Below are 16,412 nucleotides of genomic sequence, written 5' to 3' on the forward strand. Positions count from 1 at the left end.
ATGTCGATACGCTTAGCGCAGCGCAGCATCCGGTGCGATGGCAACGGGGTTGGCAGGGCGAAACCGCGCATACTCTCCGGCGGCAAGCAGCAGATCCACCGCGATCCCGTCTTTGGCATCCTTCGGAGCCCGCAGCACCGGCGCCACCACGGTGGCAGCCCCATCCGTGGGGGACGGCGCCTCTGCCTGCCCGAACTCCCAGCCGGGAGGGCCGGCGGCAAACAGGGCGACCGGCCCCGAGGGGATTTCGGGCGGCAGGGTGACGACAAGCGACTTGCCCTCGATCCGCGACTCCAGATGGTCGGTGGCGATCTCGGGCAATGCTGCCTCGGCCGCGTGGACCTCTGCCGTCTCTCCGAGCGTGGCCTTTTCTGCCAGATCGCGCCGCAGCCGCGCCTGGACGGGTACGCAGATGTCGTCGCACAGGCCGATCGTCAGCTTAAGATCCAGCCTCGGGGCGCCGCTGCTGGCCTGCGCGGTGAAGGCGATGGCCATGGGCTCGGAATAGACGTTCGAGGAGGAGAACCCGTCATCGGTGACATGCGGCACCGGAAACCGCAGGGCAGGCGCACCGTCGAGCCCGTCGCTGGCCGAAAAATCGAGAACAGGGGCAAGGCCGGCCTGGCCCGGCGCGATCCAGTAGGTTTTCCAGCCGGGCTTCAGATCCACCGCCAGCGCACCGCGAACCATGCCGTCCTTGTCGGGGCCGATGGCCAGCAGACGAAGCGTTGCACCGTCCGCTTGGGTGGTGCTTCCTTCATCCGCCGCAACCGAGGGATGCGAAATCGCGATCAGCGTAAAAAGCAGCACGGTGGGCAGGTGAAATTTCATGCCATCTTCATTATCTTCATCGGCATGGAAAGCAAGCAAGCCCCAGGCCCGACATCCGAGACCACTTCATTGGAAGGGTTCTTTCTGATTGCCATGCCCGGCATGCAGGATGAGCGCTTCGCAAAGAGCGTCGTCTATGTGTGTGCACATTCGGCCAATGGCGCCATGGGCTTCGTCATCAACAAGCCCCAGCCCATGAGTTTCCCGGCCCTGATGGCGCAACTGGATATCGTATCCAGCCCGGACGAGATCCGCCTGCCCGAGCAGGGGCGCGACATCCTGGTGGGGGTTGGCGGCCCGGTCGAGAGCGGCCGGGGTTTCGTGCTGCATTCCAACGACTACGATTCCGAGTCCACCGTGCCGGTGGATGGCGGCATCTGCCTGACGCCGACGATGGATATATTGAAGGCCATCTCCAGCGGCATCGGCCCACGGTCGGCCATGATGGTGCTGGGCTATGCGGGCTGGTCGGCCGGCCAGCTCGAAAGCGAGATCGCCTCCAATGGCTGGCTCACATGCCCGGCCGATTTCGAGATCGTCTTCGGCACCCGGCCTGAAAGCCGATATGTGAAGGCGCTGGGCATCATGGGCATCGACCCGACCTTCCTGGCCAGCGAAGCCGGCCACGCCTGAACGGCGGTAGCGCCGTCCGGGCGCTTGCCGTCAGGCGGTGCGCCGAATCTTCGATATCACCTTCTTCTGACCGTTCCGGTCCTGCAGGCGGCGGCGCGCCTCTTCGGCCGAGACGGCCGGAGAATGCATGCGGCTTTGGATGAAGTCGCATTTGAACTGGCGGATCTTCTCTGCGTCGGCGGTATTCTCGACGCCTTCGGCAATTACCGTCAGGCCAAGATCGTGCGCCATGGCGATGATGGAGTGGTAGATCATCAGGCGCTCTTCGCGCCGATCGCCGCGCAGGAAACTGCGATCGATCTTCACCGCGTCGAACTGGAAGCGCATGAGGTCGGACAGGGACGAGCGGCCCGAGCCGAACTCATCCAGCGTCAGCCCGACATCCATCTTGCGCAGGCGCTCCAGAACGCGCGCCGTCCGCTCCGGATTGGCCATCACGCTGGCCTCCGTCATTTCGAGGCGCAATGTCTCCGGGGCGATCTTGTAGCGCTTCAACACCAGGTTGACGTCGTTGACGAGATCCTGCCGCAGCAGATGGCCGCTGAGAATGTCGACGCAGACGAACAGGTTGGAATAGCCGGCGATGCGCTGCCAGTCGCTCAGGCGGCGCGCCGCCTCGTCCAGGACAAGCTGGCACAGCGCGTCCAACTGGCCGCTCGCCTCTGCAACCGGGACCAGCTCAGCGAGGGGCACGAGACCGCGCTTGGGATGCTCCCAGCGCAACAGCGCTTCGAAGCCGGCGGTGGTGCCGTCCTTTACCCGGATAACGGGCTGGAAGTAGACATGCAGCTCGTGCCGGGCAAAGGCACGGCGCAGATCGGCCTCCAGCTCGAAACGGCCCGAGCCGACCGTCTTGAAGGATGGCCTGAATGGCTCGATTCGGTCGCCGCCGAGGCGCTTGGCCTCGTACATGGCCAGTTCGGCCTCCTTCAACAGCTCTTCTGCGCCGGCCCCTTCGGTCCAGCCCGTCAGTCCGATCGAGCCTGTCAGCCCGATTTCCGTATCGGTAAAGCCGATCGGCGCGCGGATGACGCCGCGCAGGAACTCGGCAAAGGCAGCCACCTCGGCGATATCGGTCCGCGAGTTGAGGATGATGGCGAAACGGTCGGCGTCGAGCCGGGCGAGCGAATCCTGCGGTTTCAAAACACGCCGCAACCGCCGCGCGACCGTCAGCAGCACGGTGTCGCCCGTCACGACGCCATAGGCTTCGTTGATGCGGCCGAAATCGTCCAGGTCGATGACGAAGACGGTGGGCCGCATGTCGATCTGGCCGCCGATCAGCGCGGCCAGGGCGTCGAGCCGGTCCAGCAGCAATTCGCGGTTGGGTAGCCCGGTCAACTGGTCGTGCAGCGCGTCATGCAGCAGACGCTCTTCGGATTTGCGGCGGCCGGTGACGTCTTTCAGCGTGCCGACGCAGCGCACCACCTCGCCGTCGCTGCCCAGGACCGGGCGGGAATGCAGGTTCATCCAGTGGTAATGGCCGTCATCGCCACGCACGCGGAAATCCTGCGAGATGCGCCCGCGCCGATGCTCGATAATGGCGTCCAGCGTGGCCTTGAACCTGTCCCTGTCGTCGGGGTGGAGAATGGGCAGCCAGTCGCGCGCGGGCCCGTTCATGGTGCGGATGGGAAGGCCCGCCGCCTCTTCGGCCTCGGCGCCCACATAGATGCGGTCGCGCGTGACGTCCCAATCCCAGATGGCGTCGCCGGTGCCCGACAGCGCCAGCGAGCGGCGCTCCATGTCCGATATGGGGCTTGCCGAGACGGTTCCGCCCGCAAAGGCGTGCTGCATGACGGTGAACCCGAACAGCAGCACGATCAGAACCAGTCCGCCGCCGAGGGCCGATTGCACGATATCGTTGTCGATGCGCCCCTGCACGGTCATGGCGGCGGCGACCAGCCAGCCGCAGACGAGCGCCCAGGTCGGAATCAGCATCACGGCCCTGTCGTAGCCCTTGATCGCCAGCGCAAGGATCAGAACCGCACCGATGGCGGCGATGGCCACCATGGACATGCGGGCGACGCCCGATGCGATGGCCGGCTCGAAGGCGGCGAGCACGCCGAGGCCGCCGAGGCCGCAAAGCCAAATCACCGTAAAGGCCGAAAGCGCGCGGTGCCATCGGTTGAGGTTCAGATAGGCATAGAGGAAGACGACCAGCGTGAAGGCGATCGCCACCTCCGTACCGGCGCGCCATAATCGCTCCTGCCCCGGCTGGATGGGCACCAGCTTCTGCCAGAAGTCGAAGTCGATGCAGATATAGGCCAGAACGGCCCAGGCCAGCGCCGCCGTGGCCGGGAAGACCGCAGAGCCCTTCACCACGAACAGGATGGTCAGGAAGACCGCCAGCAGACCCGCAATGCCGAGGACGATGCCGCGATAGAGGGTAAATGCGTTGACGGTATCCTTGTAGGCATTCGGCTCCCACAGGCGGATTTCGGGCAGCCTGTCCGACGAGAGTTCGGCAACGAAGGTGATGACCGATCCGGGGTCCAGCGTCACCAGGAACAGGTCCGCTTCGGAGCTTTCCTGCCGATCGAGCGCGAAGCCTTCCGACGGGGTGATTGCGGCAATGCGCCGAGAGCCGAGATCGGGCCATACGACGCCCGAGCCGGCCAGCTTGAAATGCGGCGCAACCACCAGCCGGTCGATCTGCGTGTCGGCATTGTTGGCAAGCGAGAAGACGGCCCAGTTGCCGGACGGGTTGGCCGACGAGGATTCCACCTCGATACGGCGGACGATGCCGTCGACGCCCGGTACGGTGGAAACCTGGAAATTGTTGCCGCTGCCGCGATGCAGCTCCACCGCCGGCATCAGGTCTACCGCAACGGTATCGCGGCCGATGCTGACCGGCTCCAGCGCCTGGGCGACGCCCATGACGGCCAGCAGGGCAAGCACGGTAGCGAACAGCCGCAGCGCGACGTGGCGGACGAAAAGACCGGCGATCACAACGAAGGCTCTCGAGGGCTCAATTGCGGTATCTCCAATCCCTGTACGGCGGCGTGCTGCCGCACGGCCGAGCGGCAGACAGGACTCAAAGGCGGTCGGCATTGCGACCCATGCGCCGCGAACGCGACCAATCTTCGGCAAGCAGGGAGTAAAGATTATGGTCTTCCCATTCGCCAGCAATCTTCAGGTATTTTCTCAAATAGCCCTCTTGCCGAAAACCTGCCCTTTCGAGCAGTCGGCTCGATCTTTCGTTCGATGGCAGGCACGCGGCTTCCAGCCGATGCAGGCCCTCGACGTCGAATGCATAAATGCTCACCAGACGCACGGCGGCGGACATATGGCCGCACCCGGCGTAGCGCTCTCCCATCCAGTATCCGAGCGTGCCCGACTGGGCAACGCCCCGTCGGATCAGGCCAAGGGAAAGTCCACCGTAAAGCGTGGCGCCGCCATCTCCGAAGACGAAGAAATTATAGGCTGTGCGCTCGCGCGCCTCGCACCGATACCGAGACAGCCGCTCCCGGTAGGCATTCCGGCTCAGTTCGTCGTCGCTCCACGCCGGCTCCCAGGGCGCCAGAAAGCCTTGGCTTTCTTCTCTTAGCTGTGCCCAGGCCGGATAGTCGCGGATTTCGGGAAGGCGCAGCACAAGGCCGTCGCCCTCCAGCCGGGGGGCCGTGACACGGGAAAGCCAGTCGAGAAACGCCATAACCGACCCGCTTCAGCTCCTTGCGCTCGATGCCCAGCTTAGGTCCGGTGACGACGCGCGCTCAACGCGCCGAGACCAGGCGGGGCACTTCGCCCCCCGGGGTGCCGAGCCGCTCGCTCAACGCCTCGATCGAGGGCAGGTGCCCGACCGGCCCGATCGCCGCCAGTGTGGGCCGCGATCCGAGGAAGGTGCGGCCGGCCAGATCGGCCAGGCGCTCGGCGGAGATGGCCGCCAGCCTGTCGAGAAGCTCGGTATTGTCGATCGGCGAACCCTTGAACATGAGCTGCCGGGCAATCTGGGCCGCTCGCGAGGCCGGGCTCTCCTGGCTCATGAGAAGGCTGGAGCGCATTTGCGCGCGCGCCCGGTTCACTTCCTTTTCGGTGATGCCGGAAGCGGCGCGCATCAGCTCGTCGATGATGACGGGCGCCAGCTCGGCCAGTTCCTCTTCGCCGGTCGCGGCGTGGACGCCGAAGATGCCGCTGTCGGAAAAGCTCCAATGGAAGGCTGAGACGGCATAGCACAGGCCGCGGCTTTCGCGGATTTCCTGGAACAGCCGCGAGGACATGCCGCCCCCGAGGATGATCGACAGCACCTGCGAGGCATAGAAATCGCGGGCGTAATAGGGGCGGCCCTCGAAGCCCAGAACGATCTGCGCATCGGCAAGATCGCGCGCTTCGCGGAAATCGCCGCCCGTATAGGTTGCCGGCGCGCCGGCCCCGGTGTCCGGCGTGCCCGCGGATAGCCCGCCGAAGGCAGCGGAAATGCGGTCGACCATATCCTTGTGCGAGACGGCACCAGCGGCCGAGACGACGATGCGGTCGGGCGTGTAGTTGCGACGCAGATAGGCGCGAAGGTCGCTCCGGGAGAAACCGGTGACGCTGGCGCGCGTGCCGAGAATGGGGCGGCCCACGATCTGCCCGGCAAAGGCGGCGGACTGGAAATGGTCGAAGACGATGTCGTCCGGCGTGTCCTCTGCGGCGCCCAGCTCCTGGAGGATCACGTGCTTCTCACGCATGAGCTCGTCTTCGTCGAAGCGGGAATCGAGCAGGATGTCGCACAGGATGTCCACCGCCAGGGGCACGTCCTCGCGCATGACGCGGGCGTAATAGGCGGTCGTCTCGACGCTGGTGGAGGCATTGAGTTCGCCGCCGACGTCTTCGATCTCTTCCGCGATCTGCCGTGCGCTGCGCTGCGATGTGCCCTTGAAGGCCATGTGCTCGAGCAGATGGGCGATGCCGTGCTCGTTTTCGCGTTCGTCGCGCGCGCCGGCCTTCACCCAGATGCCCAGCGCCGCGCTTTCCAGCTTGGGCATGTGGTCTGTCGCGATGGTCAGCCCGTTGGACAGGCGGGTGATCTCCACGGTGGGGCGGCTCATGCAGCGACCCCGGTGGTGGCGGCGCGGCTGTGCCCGGCGATGAAGGACTTGATGGCGGCTGCGTCATTACCCAGAACCGTGAACACTTCGGGCCTTTCCATCAGGTCTGCGTGGGTCGGCGGCAAGACGGGGCGAATCCCGCTGGCGGCTTCCACGGCATCGGGAAACTTGGCGGGGTGCGCGGTGCCCAGAACGACCATGACGCCGTCATGCGGGGTGGCACCGGCGACGTAGACGGCAACCGCCGTGTGCGGATCCAGAAGATAGGCGCGCGTGTCGTTGACGGTGCGGATCGTTTCCGCCGTGGCGGCTTCGTCGGCGCGGCCGGCATCGAATTCGGCGCGGATCGCCGCAAGAACGCCGTCCGGCAGGGTGAAGCGCCCGGATTGCGACAGGCTCTGCATCAGCCGGGTGACGAGGGCCGCGTCACGTCCGCTGGCCTCGAACAGCAATCGCTCGAAGTTGGAGGACACCTGGATGTCCATCGACGGTGACGTCGTCGGGTGGACACCCAGCGTCTCGTAGACGCCGTCGGCCAGCGTGCGCGCCAATATGTCGTTGGCGTTGGTGGCGATGACCAGCCGGTCGATGGGCAGGCCCATGCGCTTGGCGGCATAGCCGGCGAAGATATCGCCGAAATTGCCCGTCGGCACGGTGAAGGAAATCTTGCGGGCCGGTGCGCCAAGGCTTGCCGCCGCGGTGAAATAGTAGACGATCTGGGCCATGATGCGCGCCCAGTTGATGGAGTTGACGCCCGACAAGGCCGTATCGCGGCGGAAGGCGGCATCGTTGAACATCGACTTCACCAGGGCCTGACAATCGTCGAATGTGCCCTCCACGGCCAGGGCATGCACATTGGCCGCGCCATGCCCCGTCATCTGCCGCTGCTGCACGGGCGAAACGCGCCCCTTGGGAAACAGGATGAAGATATCGGTGCGGGCCGACTGTGCGAAGGCCGCGATGGCGGCCCCGCCGGTATCGCCGGAGGTGGCGCCGACGATGGTGGCGCGCTGGCCGCGCTCGGTCAGGACATGGTCCATCAGGCGTGCCAGGAGCTGCATCGCCACGTCTTTGAACGCAAGCGTCGGCCCGTGGAACAGCTCCAGCACGTAGGTGTCGGCGTCGGTCTGGACGAGCGGCGCAACCGCCGGATGGCGGAACGTGGCATAGGCCTCGTCGACCATGCGGCGCAGATCCGCATCGGAAATCTCGCCGCCGACGAAAGGTTTGAGCACGGCGAATGCGACGTCGGCATAGGGCTTCCCGGCGAAGCCCTCGACAGTGGCGGCGGAAATGGTTGGCCATGTTTCCGGCACATACAAGCCGCCATCACTGGCCAATCCGGCCAGGAGGACATCTGCGAAACCGAGGCGAGGGGCCTGTCCCCGCGAACTGACGTATCTCACGATAACTCCCATCCTGCATCCCGGCGCCGGCGGGCCGACGCCGCACGCATTCGCGCGAAGAGAACTCCTCTAACACGAATGAGAGGGCCTGTTCCAACCCTGCTCACTTGAATTGCGGGCCGGTGACGTGGAATCGATGCTGTCGATGACGGCGCGGAAGCGAATCGCGACGCGGCGCGGCTAAAGCGTGGAGAAACGGCATGTCGGCATTTACCGGAAAAATCGCGCTGGCGGCTGTCGGCCTTGCGGCCGTGCTGGCCGGCTGCACCATGCAGGGGCCGGGCCGTGGGCCGGAGAGCGCGCCGATGGCTGCGGCCGATCCGCGCGACTGTCCGCGCATCGAGGTGCCGGAAGCGCGGGCCGTCCTGCGAAAGGGCACGGCGCCCGCCTACGAATATGTCGTGTCGGTATCGGATGTGACGCGCTCCTGCCGCATCGAGGGCGGGCAGGTCTATATGGATGTCGGGGTTGCCGGGCGCATCGTGCCGGGGGCTGCGGCCCGTGCCGGCCAGATCACGGTGCCGCTGCGGGTCGTGGTCAGCAACGCCGGCGGCGAGCTCTATTCCAAGAGCGGCAGTGTCGCCGCCAACGTTGTCCCGGGCGGCCCGACGCAATTCACCTATGTCGACCGCGGCATCGTCGTGCCCGAAGGCGGCCGGCTGGTAGTGCAGGCCGGCCTGAATCAGTAGTCGTACCTGCGGGAGCGCTCAGACGCGCTCCCACTCGGCGAAGGCCTCGACCGTGGCGGGAAAATCGGACAGGCGGCTGATGACCGTCTCTGCCCCTGCCTCGGTAAGGGAGTCCGCATGGCCGGGATGGGTATGCTTGCCGCCGGTGAAGCCGACGACGCGGCATCCTGCGGCCACCGCAGCCGCCACCCCATGGACCGAATCTTCCAGGACGATGGCCTCGTGCGGGGCAACGTCGAACTCCTTGCAGGCATACAGGAAGACGTCCGGTGCAGGCTTGCCCCGCTTGGTTCCAACCTCGCGCGAGGGGAAGACATAGGGGCGGAAGCGGTCCCACAGGCCGGCCGGCTTCAGCATGAGCTGCAGCCGGTTCATCATCGAATTGGAGCAGATGCAGCGGGGCAGGTCGAGCTTGTCCAGCATGTCGTGGACGCCCGGTATCGTGGCAACCTTTGCCAGCCGGACATCGCTTTCCCGTTCGACATCCGCCACGAAGCGCTCCGGGAAGTGCACCCCGGTCTCTTCCGTCAGGATCTCGGCGATCCGCGTCAGCGTCAGGCCGGCAAATCGCTCGGAAATCTCCTCCGGTGAAAACTCGAGGCCAAGCTCGGCCAGCTTCTCGGATTCGATCTGTGCGGCGACGATCTCTGAATCGACGAGGACGCCGTCGCAGTCGAAGATGATGAGCGAAAGTGCCATCCCGTTGAAAACTCCTGTCAATGTGCATGCGGCCGAACGCGTCGGGGACGCATTCATAAATATTCGAGCGGGCGCTTCATGGATTGTTTACCCCGTTCGATAACCATGACCCCGGTTTTGTTTTGCGTTGAACCCGTGGGTGTCCCGATGTCGAATGCGCGTCCTGCGTCGAAAGTGCAACCTGTTTCCACCAATCTGGAATGGCGCGACACCATCATCAAGGGCGACTGCATCTCCCGCCTCGAGGCGCTGCCCGAGAAATCGGTCGACGCCATCTTCGCCGATCCGCCCTACAATCTGCAACTGGGCGGAGACCTGACCCGGCCCGACCAGTCCAAGGTGGACGCGGTCGACGATGCGTGGGACCAGTTCGAGAGCTTCTCGGCCTACGATTCATTTACACGCGCATGGCTGCTGGCGGCGCGCCGCGTGCTGAAGCCGAACGGCACGATCTGGGTGATCGGCTCGTACCACAACATCTTCCGGGTCGGCGCGATCATGCAGGATCTGGGGTTCTGGATGCTCAACGACATCGTATGGCGCAAGGCCAACCCGATGCCGAACTTTCGCGGACGCCGCTTCCAGAACGCGCACGAGACGATGATCTGGGCATCCCGCGACCGGGAGGCCAAGGGCTACACCTTCAATTACGAAGCGATGAAGGCCGCCAATGACGATCTTCAGATGCGCTCGGACTGGCATTTCCCGATCTGCTCCGGTTCGGAGCGCCTGAAGGGAGAGGACGGCCGCAAGGTGCATCCGACGCAGAAGCCCGAGGCGCTGCTGGCGCGCGTGATCCTGTCGTCGACCCGGCCGGGAGACACGATCCTGGACCCGTTCTTCGGCACCGGCACCACCGGCGCCGTCGCCAAGCGCCTCGGCCGCCACTTCGTGGGCATCGAGCGCGAGGACGATTACATCGAGGCCGCGCGCGCCCGCATCGACGCGGTGGAGCCGCTGGACAGCCTGTCCATCCGCATCACCGCCGGCAAGCGTGCCGAGCCGCGCATTCCCTTTACGACGCTGATTGAGGCCGGGCTTCTGACGCCCGGAACGGAGCTGACCGACGCGCGCGGGCGCTACAGCGCGCTGGTGCGCGCCGATGGCACCATCGCCACCGGCACCCATGCCGCGTCCATCCATCGTGTGGGCGCCCAGGTGCAGGGCGTCGAGGCCTGCAATGGCTGGACTTTCTGGCATGTCAGGGAAGGCGGCAAGTTGCGGGCGATCGACGAGCTGCGCAAGGAAGTGCGCGCCCGCATGGGCACCATCTAAGGCACAGCAACCATCCTCGGTTTCTTGCGTCCCGGTTCTGCCGTGGCAGAACTCCGCACCGTCGAGCCAGCTCGATGGCGTGGGAGGACGCAACATGGACAGCATCGCTTGCCAATGGGACGAAGCGCGGGCCGAAAGGCTGAGGGGCGCAACCGTTCTGGTCGGGATCACGCATGACGAGGCGGCGGAGTGCCGGGTGGAGCATTTCCTCGGCACGGTCGTCGACGTCAGCCGCAGGGACGGAATCATCCTCAAGCTTCACGGCAGCCGCGAAGGCGAAACCTGCCGCCTTCCGGCGGATCTGGATGCGTTTCGCGCCGTGGCGAAAGGCGATACGCCGGAGGCCGACTACGTGACCGACTGGATCCGCACCACCCGGCGTAGCGGCGCCTGAAGGCCACGGCTAGCCGGCTTCATCGTTTCGCGACCGGGCGTTCCGGGTCGAGTGCACGCGCAATGCATTTGCGCATGAGTGTCGGAAGGGCCCGATCCCCGAGGCCATCGAAGGGCTGCCACCACATCCCGTCGGGCGCTGCGGCGCCTGTTTCCGCATGCCAGACGGAAAGTCTCAGCCGGAAATGGGTGAAGGTATGTTCGACCGTTCCGGCCAGGGTCCACTCGGCGGCAAACGGCGCGGCCGTGATATCGGTGACGCCGTCGACCCGCGCCGTCCAACCCGTCATCGGCGGCTCTTCCATGCCGGCAAGAAGACCTGTCGAAGCGCGCCTTCGCAAAAGGATGGCGCCGAGGCGGGGGTGTTCCGCCACGAAGGCGGCGCCCACCCGCAAGGGCTTTTCCGCCTTCGGTGCCTTGACGGGCAGGGTCTCCTGGATTCCGCTTGCGCGGGCGGCGCAGGGCTCGACCACAGGGCAGATGGTGCAGGCGGGCCGGCGCGGGGTGCAGATCGTGGCGCCCAGATCCATCATGGCCTGCGCAAAGTCGCCTGGCCGGTCCGGCGGCGTCAATGCCTGCATCGCCAGCCGGATTGCCGGCTTGGCCGCCGGCAGCGGCGTCTGGATGAGTTCGAGCCGGCTGACGACCCGCTCCACATTGCCATCGACGACGGCTACCTGCTCGTCGTAGGCGATGGCGGCGATGGCGGCGGCGGTATAGTCGCCGATGCCCGGCAGATCCCGCAGGCCGGCGGCGCTGCCCGGAAACGCCCCACCATGCGCCGAGACGGCCCGCGCACAGGCAAGCAGGTTTCTGGCCCGCGCATAGTAGCCAAGGCCGGCCCATGCTGCCATGACCTCTTCGTCGCGGGCCGCGGCCAACGCATCGACGGTGGGCCAGCGCGACAGGAAGTCGGCATAATAGGATTTGACGGCGGCAACCGTGGTCTGCTGCAGCATGATCTCGGACAGCCAGACGCGATACGGATCGGGACGTATCCCGGCGCGCCTGTCGCCGGGGCCGATCCGCCACGGCAGCCGCCGCGCATGCACGTCATACCAATCCAGAAGGCGGGTGGTGATTGCGCCCGCCATGTCGTGTCGCTGCATCCGGCCGCCTCTCGTTCATGCAGGGCCTAGGGCAAAACAACCGGCCCCGCAATCACCCGGTACGATGGCTGCGAAGGGGCGTCCGCTTGACAGGGCACACGCAAGCGTTCATCCGAACAGCTGACTCATCAGCCAAAGTTGCCCGGTTTCGTGCGGATCATTCACTACGTCATCAATCTCGACCGGTCGCAGGACAGGCTCTCGGCGGTCATGGCGGATGCCGCCTCCGCCGGCATCGAACTGGTCCGCGTGCCGGCAGTGGATGGCCGCGCCGCCTCCGAAGAGGAGCGGCTCCGCCTGCTGGACGTGCCTGGCTTCCTGCGCAACCATGGCAAGCGTCCGCAACCGGGGGAATATGGCTGCTACGCCAGCCATTTGCGCGCCTTCGAGGCCTTCCTGGCCAGCGATGCGGATATCGCAGTCATTTTCGAGGATGATGCCGCGCCCGATGCCGCGTTCCGCCGGGTGGTGGAGGATATCGCGTCGGTCGACGACTGGGATCTCGTCAAGCTCGTCAATTATCGCATGCCGCGCCTGAAAGTGGATCGTACCCTGTCCGGCGGCATCCGCATGGGACGCGCCATGTTCGGCCCCACCGGCGGGTCGGCGGCCTACATGCTCAACCGCAAGGCTGCCGCCCGCATGCTGCAGGGCCTGCGCCCCATGACGCTGCCCTATGACGTGGCCATGGAGCGCGGCTGGGCGATAGATATCCGCGTCCGGCACGTCGAGCCGAATGCCGTGGGCCTCAACCCACTGACCAACGAGGGGACCACGATGGAAGGGCAAAGCTATTCGGCCTTTCGGCTGAAGCCATGGCAGAGGCTTCCGACGCTGCGGTTCCGGGCGGGTGATTTCGTGTCGCGCATCCGCACGGCATTCGGGGGTGGACGTTGAGCGTGCAGAGGTTCCTGCTGCTGCGGCGTCGTACCGACCCGTTGCTGCTGACTGCCGCCATGGCGCTCATCGGTGTCCTTGTTTCCGTTGGCAAGGGCCTGTTTGCCCTCATTGCGGTGGTGGGCGTCGTCCATGCCATCATCCGGCCGTCCAGTTGGCGCCTCGCGCCACCGGCATTCACCATCGTGCTGGGGGCCTATGTCGTCTGGTCTATCGGGCTTAGCCTGCTGCGCGGGGAGGGGGTAGACGGCAACAGGCTGCTGTCCTACGCCGCCATCGAGCTGGCCTGCGTGTTCCTGCCGCTCGGCCTGTTTTTCGTCAAGCGCCCGCTGGATGCCATGATCCTCGGCGCCCGTATCGGCGTGGTCGCGCTGCTCATCGCCACTCCGGCCGAGTTCTGGGCAACCGGCGTTCGTGTCGGCCTTGGCCGCAACGAGGCGATACTCGGCTTCATCGCCGCGGCATTCGGCCTTGTCGCGCGCCTGCCGATGGAGCGTCCGCCCCGCATTTTGCCCAATGGTCGCTGGTGGCTGTATCTCTCCTTCGTGCCGGCGCTGCTGTCGCAGACCAGAGCAACCTGGGGCATCTACCCGATCTTCGGTATCATCGACCTTGTCCATGTGTGGCGGCGCGTGGTGGGCGTCGGCGACAAGCGCTCGATGGTGGCGCTGGCCGTGGGGGCCTGCGTTGCCGTGGCGGCACTGCTGCCGATGTCCGATATCGTCATGCAACGAGCGGACCAGGCACTGGTGGAGATCGACCGCTACGAGCAGACCGGCGTTGCGTCGGGCTCTGTCGATGTGCGCATGGCCATGTGGTCTTCGGCCTACGAGATATGGCGCGAGAACCCGCTGATCGGCATCGGCCATGTCGACAAGATGGAAACGGTCGCGGCCCGATCCGGGGTAAACGAGGCGCAGGTCGGCCAGTATACGCACCTGCACAACCTTGTCGTGGACGAGGCGCTGAACAGCGGGCTTATCGGTACGATCCTGCTTCTCGGCGTTTTCGTCGTGTTCATCGCAACGGTGTTCGTGCGCTCCAGCAGTACGATGCTGCGCGAGACATCGGTCGTTTTCGTGGTGCTCGTCTTCAGTTATGGTTCCTTCCACGGCGTGCTTCTGAACGAATGGATGGTTACCGTGATCTTCGGCTTTATGAGCGTCACCCTGACCGATCTTCGCCGCAAGCAGCTCGGCGCCCATCTGCGGCCCAAGATCGGGCAGGCGTGACATGGCGGCCGGGCCGCCACCCCGGACATGGGCCAGGCAGGTCGGCGAACTGACCGCCGCGCTGGTCGAGCCTGTCCTGGCGCGCAAGGCCGGCATGAGCCTCGGGCTGCTATCGGCATGGCCGGAGATCGTCGGTCCCCGGCTGGCCGGCGCGACGCGGCCGGAGCGCCTGCAATGGCCGCCGCAGCGTTACGAAGACGAACCCTTCCGGCCGGCCACCCTCATCGTCGCATGCGAAGGGGCATTCGTGCTGCGCCTCCAGCACGAAAGCGGCGAGCTCGTGCAGCGGCTGAACGCCTACTTCGGATACCATGCGGTCGGATCGCTGCGGATCGTCCAGCGCGCGGTTACGGTGTCGGCTCCCGACAGGAAGCCCGCCTGGCGTGCGCCGGACAGCCTCCAGCAAAAACGGATCGAGGAGGCGGTATCGCGGATCGAAAGCGACCGTCTTCGCAAGGCGCTGGCGCGTTACGGCGCATGCGTGATGGGCCGCAACAACGGCCGTCAGGACCCCTGACCCCGGTCTGTTACCCCGAATGCGCCGCAACGCCCTATTCGTGGCGCAGTTTATCGGATAGCTGGAATGCGAAGGGTGACGACGTCAAAGGAAGAGATCATGTCGTTTTCGAACAAGTCCAGGCAGAGGCTTTCGGCCATGCTTCTGGCCGGCGCGGTGCTGATGGCGGGCGCGCCTGCCTATAGCGGCGCTGCGATCGCGCAGGAAACGGCGGCACCGCAGCCCCAGGGCACGGTGGATGCGGAAGCCCTGATGCGGCCGGGTGAGCTGCCGGACATCGTGATCGGCAATCCCGATGCGCCCGTCACCATCGTCGAATACGCCTCGCTGACTTGCAGCCATTGCGCCGACTTCCACGCCAACGCCTATCCGACAATCAAGACCGAGTATCTCGACACGGGCGTCGCCAAACTGATCGTGCGGGAATTTCCGTTCGATCCGCGGGCCCTGGCCGGCTTCATGCTGGCGCGCTGCGTGCCGGAAGAGCGGCGCACGGCGATGATCGACGTGCTCTTCGACCAGCAGCGGCAATGGGCCGGTGCCGAGAACGCATCGGTTGAGCTTCTGGCCATCGCGCGCCAGGCCGGCATGTCGCAGGAGCAGTTCACCGCCTGTCTGCAGGATGCCGACCTTCAGAAGAAGGTCATGGCCGTGCAGCAACGCGGACAGAGCGAGTTCGGGGTCAACGCCACGCCGACCTTTTTCATCAACGGCAACCGTTATGCCGGCGCGATGACCGCGGAAGAGATGGGCGCCGTCATCGAACAGAGCCGCTAGGAGGCTAAAAGGAGCCGGCAGCCGCGCGCCATGGTCAGGAAATGCTTCACCTTCAATCGTGGCGCTGCCGACCGTACGGCAGATCCTGCCGAATCGCTTGGGCACAAGGGCGCCAACCTTGCGCTGCTGGCGTTGCTGGATCTGCCGGTTCCTCCCGGTTTCACGATTTCCTCGGTCGCGTGGCGCGAGACGGCATCCGCCCATGGCGAGCTGCCGGCTGCCCTGCGCGCCGAAATCCTTGGCGCCGTCGAATGGCTCGAGGGCATCACCGGCCGCACCTTCGACGGTGAAATGCGCCCTCTGCTGATGGCGGTACGGCCGAGCGCGCGTTCGGTTATGCCCGGTCTTGCCGATACCGTCCTCGATATCGGGTTGAACGACCGTACGGTCGAAACGCTGGCACTGGAACTCGAAGACCTGCCCTTCGCTTTCCGCGCGTACCGGCGGTTCATCGAAAGTTTTTCCGGGCTCGTCTTCGGTGCGGACGCCGGAGAGTTCGAGGAGATTTTCGATGCCGAGCGGGAGCGGGCAGGATGGGGCGGCGGCGCCGAGCCTTCCAGCCCGGCCGAATGGCGGACGCTGATCGCACGCTATCATGCCTTCCTCGATGCCGAACTGGGGCAGGCGCTTCCTCAGACGCCGTTCGAGCAATTGCTGCGGGTCGTGGAAGCCAGTTTCCAGAGTTGGCGCAGCCCGGTTGCGCGCACCTTCCGCGCCGCCCACGGCATCTCCGAAAATGCCGGCATCGCCGTGACGGTGCACGCCATGATTTTCAACGAGCGTGGCGAAAAGTCCGGCACCGGCCATGCTCTCTCGCGGGACATGACCACCGGCAAGAGCCGGCTGACAGGCGAGTTCCGGATCGGCGGGCGCGAGGACGCGGGCGAGATCGGCGGCAAGGGCGCCGACATCGTGCAACTTGGTACGGAG

General features: G+C 65.7%; 16 protein-coding genes. 9 read left to right on the forward strand and 7 right to left on the reverse strand.

Going from position 1 to position 16,412, the window contains the following annotated elements; translation table 11 throughout:
- Positions 1–12: 12 nt before the first annotated feature.
- A complete protein-coding gene (locus AUL31_RS11290) occupies positions 13–831 on the reverse strand; it encodes a protein-disulfide reductase DsbD domain-containing protein (RefSeq protein WP_060606210.1) in 819 nt (272 codons plus the stop codon).
- A 24-nt stretch (positions 832–855) separates the two neighbouring features.
- Here AUL31_RS11290 and AUL31_RS11295 point away from each other — a divergent pair, with 24 nt between their 5' ends.
- The gene (locus AUL31_RS11295) at positions 856–1,464 is read left to right on the forward strand and encodes a YqgE/AlgH family protein (RefSeq protein ID WP_060606251.1); all 609 of its coding nucleotides are present in this window, start codon (positions 856–858) and stop codon (positions 1,462–1,464) included.
- Between the two features lie 30 nt (positions 1,465–1,494).
- On the opposite strand, the gene AUL31_RS11300 is transcribed toward AUL31_RS11295, so the two are convergent.
- From AUL31_RS11300 to thrC, 4 genes are all read right to left on the reverse strand, one after another.
- Positions 1,495–4,338 carry a putative bifunctional diguanylate cyclase/phosphodiesterase gene (locus AUL31_RS11300; RefSeq protein ID WP_409359963.1) on the reverse strand — a complete coding sequence of 948 codons (2,844 nt, stop codon included), beginning with the start codon at positions 4,336–4,338 and terminating at the stop codon, positions 1,495–1,497.
- A gap of 157 nt (positions 4,339–4,495) precedes the next feature.
- A complete protein-coding gene (locus AUL31_RS11305) occupies positions 4,496–5,113 on the reverse strand; it encodes a GNAT family N-acetyltransferase (RefSeq protein ID WP_060606216.1) in 618 nt (205 codons plus the stop codon).
- Between the two features lie 61 nt (positions 5,114–5,174).
- Positions 5,175–6,488, reverse strand: a complete 1,314-nt coding sequence (locus AUL31_RS11310; RefSeq protein ID WP_060606219.1) for a M16 family metallopeptidase — start codon at positions 6,486–6,488, stop codon at positions 5,175–5,177.
- Positions 6,485–7,894, reverse strand: a complete 1,410-nt coding sequence (thrC, locus tag AUL31_RS11315) for a threonine synthase (protein ID WP_060606256.1) — start codon at positions 7,892–7,894, stop codon at positions 6,485–6,487. The genes AUL31_RS11310 and thrC overlap by 4 nt, the downstream gene beginning before the upstream one ends.
- Positions 7,895–8,094: 200 nt before the next feature.
- On the opposite strand from thrC, the gene AUL31_RS11320 reads away from it, so the two are divergent.
- Positions 8,095–8,583, forward strand: coding sequence for a hypothetical protein (locus AUL31_RS11320; protein WP_060606222.1), 489 nt, complete (start codon positions 8,095–8,097; stop codon positions 8,581–8,583).
- Between the two features lie 18 nt (positions 8,584–8,601).
- Here the strand turns inward: AUL31_RS11320 and AUL31_RS11325 are convergent, their stop codons facing one another.
- Positions 8,602–9,282 (reverse strand): HAD family hydrolase, encoded by a 681-nt coding sequence (locus AUL31_RS11325; RefSeq protein ID WP_060606225.1) that lies wholly within the window; start codon positions 9,280–9,282, stop codon positions 8,602–8,604.
- A 147-nt stretch (positions 9,283–9,429) separates the two neighbouring features.
- On the opposite strand from AUL31_RS11325, the gene AUL31_RS11330 reads away from it, so the two are divergent.
- Both AUL31_RS11330 and AUL31_RS11335 read left to right on the forward strand, forming a co-directional pair.
- On the forward strand, positions 9,430–10,557 hold the full coding sequence (locus AUL31_RS11330) for a site-specific DNA-methyltransferase (RefSeq protein ID WP_060606228.1): 1,128 nt from the start codon (positions 9,430–9,432) through the stop codon (positions 10,555–10,557).
- A gap of 94 nt (positions 10,558–10,651) precedes the next feature.
- A complete protein-coding gene (locus AUL31_RS11335; RefSeq protein ID WP_060606231.1) occupies positions 10,652–10,951 on the forward strand; it encodes a hypothetical protein in 300 nt (99 codons plus the stop codon).
- Between the two features lie 19 nt (positions 10,952–10,970).
- Here AUL31_RS11335 and AUL31_RS11340 read toward each other — a convergent pair whose 3' ends face one another.
- Positions 10,971–12,059 (reverse strand): A/G-specific adenine glycosylase, encoded by a 1,089-nt coding sequence (locus AUL31_RS11340; RefSeq protein ID WP_244489387.1) that lies wholly within the window; start codon positions 12,057–12,059, stop codon positions 10,971–10,973.
- Between the two features lie 150 nt (positions 12,060–12,209).
- Here AUL31_RS11340 and AUL31_RS11345 point away from each other — a divergent pair, with 150 nt between their 5' ends.
- The 5 genes from AUL31_RS11345 to AUL31_RS11365 form a co-directional block, all read left to right on the forward strand.
- Complete coding sequence (locus tag AUL31_RS11345) at positions 12,210–12,956, forward strand: glycosyltransferase family 25 protein (protein WP_159439810.1); 747 nt, start codon at positions 12,210–12,212, stop codon at positions 12,954–12,956.
- A gap of 2 nt (positions 12,957–12,958) precedes the next feature.
- Positions 12,959–14,188 carry an O-antigen ligase family protein gene (locus AUL31_RS11350; RefSeq protein WP_244489388.1) on the forward strand — a complete coding sequence of 410 codons (1,230 nt, stop codon included), beginning with the start codon at positions 12,959–12,961 and terminating at the stop codon, positions 14,186–14,188.
- A 1-nt stretch (position 14,189) separates the two neighbouring features.
- Positions 14,190–14,705: a DUF721 domain-containing protein gene (locus AUL31_RS11355; protein WP_060606239.1), complete on the forward strand. Its 516-nt coding sequence runs from the start codon at positions 14,190–14,192 to the stop codon at positions 14,703–14,705.
- A 99-nt stretch (positions 14,706–14,804) separates the two neighbouring features.
- Complete coding sequence (locus tag AUL31_RS11360; protein WP_060606262.1) at positions 14,805–15,482, forward strand: DsbA family protein; 678 nt, start codon at positions 14,805–14,807, stop codon at positions 15,480–15,482.
- Between the two features lie 30 nt (positions 15,483–15,512).
- A partial coding sequence (locus AUL31_RS11365; RefSeq protein WP_280137905.1) for a PEP/pyruvate-binding domain-containing protein occupies positions 15,513–16,412 on the forward strand: 900 nt, incomplete at its 3' end.

The organism is Aureimonas altamirensis (assembly GCF_001463885.1).
Classification (GTDB): Bacteria; Pseudomonadota; Alphaproteobacteria; order Rhizobiales; family Rhizobiaceae; genus Aureimonas; species Aureimonas altamirensis.

Coding starts and splice junctions, on each gene's coding strand:
- AUL31_RS11340 (WP_244489387.1), bottom strand. CDS start 12,059: ATGCAGCGACACGACATGGCGGGCGCAATCACCACCCGCCTTCTGGAT.
- AUL31_RS11305 (WP_060606216.1), bottom strand. CDS start 5,113: ATGGCGTTTCTCGACTGGCTTTCCCGTGTCACGGCCCCCCGGCTGGAG.
- AUL31_RS11295 (WP_060606251.1), top strand. CDS start 856: ATGGAAAGCAAGCAAGCCCCAGGCCCGACATCCGAGACCACTTCATTG.
- AUL31_RS11355 (WP_060606239.1), top strand. CDS start 14,190: ATGGCGGCCGGGCCGCCACCCCGGACATGGGCCAGGCAGGTCGGCGAA.
- AUL31_RS11360 (WP_060606262.1), top strand. CDS start 14,805: ATGTCGTTTTCGAACAAGTCCAGGCAGAGGCTTTCGGCCATGCTTCTG.
- AUL31_RS11325 (WP_060606225.1), bottom strand. CDS start 9,282: ATGGCACTTTCGCTCATCATCTTCGACTGCGACGGCGTCCTCGTCGAT.
- AUL31_RS11290 (WP_060606210.1), bottom strand. CDS start 831: ATGAAATTTCACCTGCCCACCGTGCTGCTTTTTACGCTGATCGCGATT.
- AUL31_RS11310 (WP_060606219.1), bottom strand. CDS start 6,488: ATGAGCCGCCCCACCGTGGAGATCACCCGCCTGTCCAACGGGCTGACC.
- AUL31_RS11320 (WP_060606222.1), top strand. CDS start 8,095: ATGTCGGCATTTACCGGAAAAATCGCGCTGGCGGCTGTCGGCCTTGCG.
- AUL31_RS11330 (WP_060606228.1), top strand. CDS start 9,430: ATGTCGAATGCGCGTCCTGCGTCGAAAGTGCAACCTGTTTCCACCAAT.
- AUL31_RS11335 (WP_060606231.1), top strand. CDS start 10,652: ATGGACAGCATCGCTTGCCAATGGGACGAAGCGCGGGCCGAAAGGCTG.
- AUL31_RS11300 (WP_409359963.1), bottom strand. CDS start 4,338: ATGGGCGTCGCCCAGGCGCTGGAGCCGGTCAGCATCGGCCGCGATACC.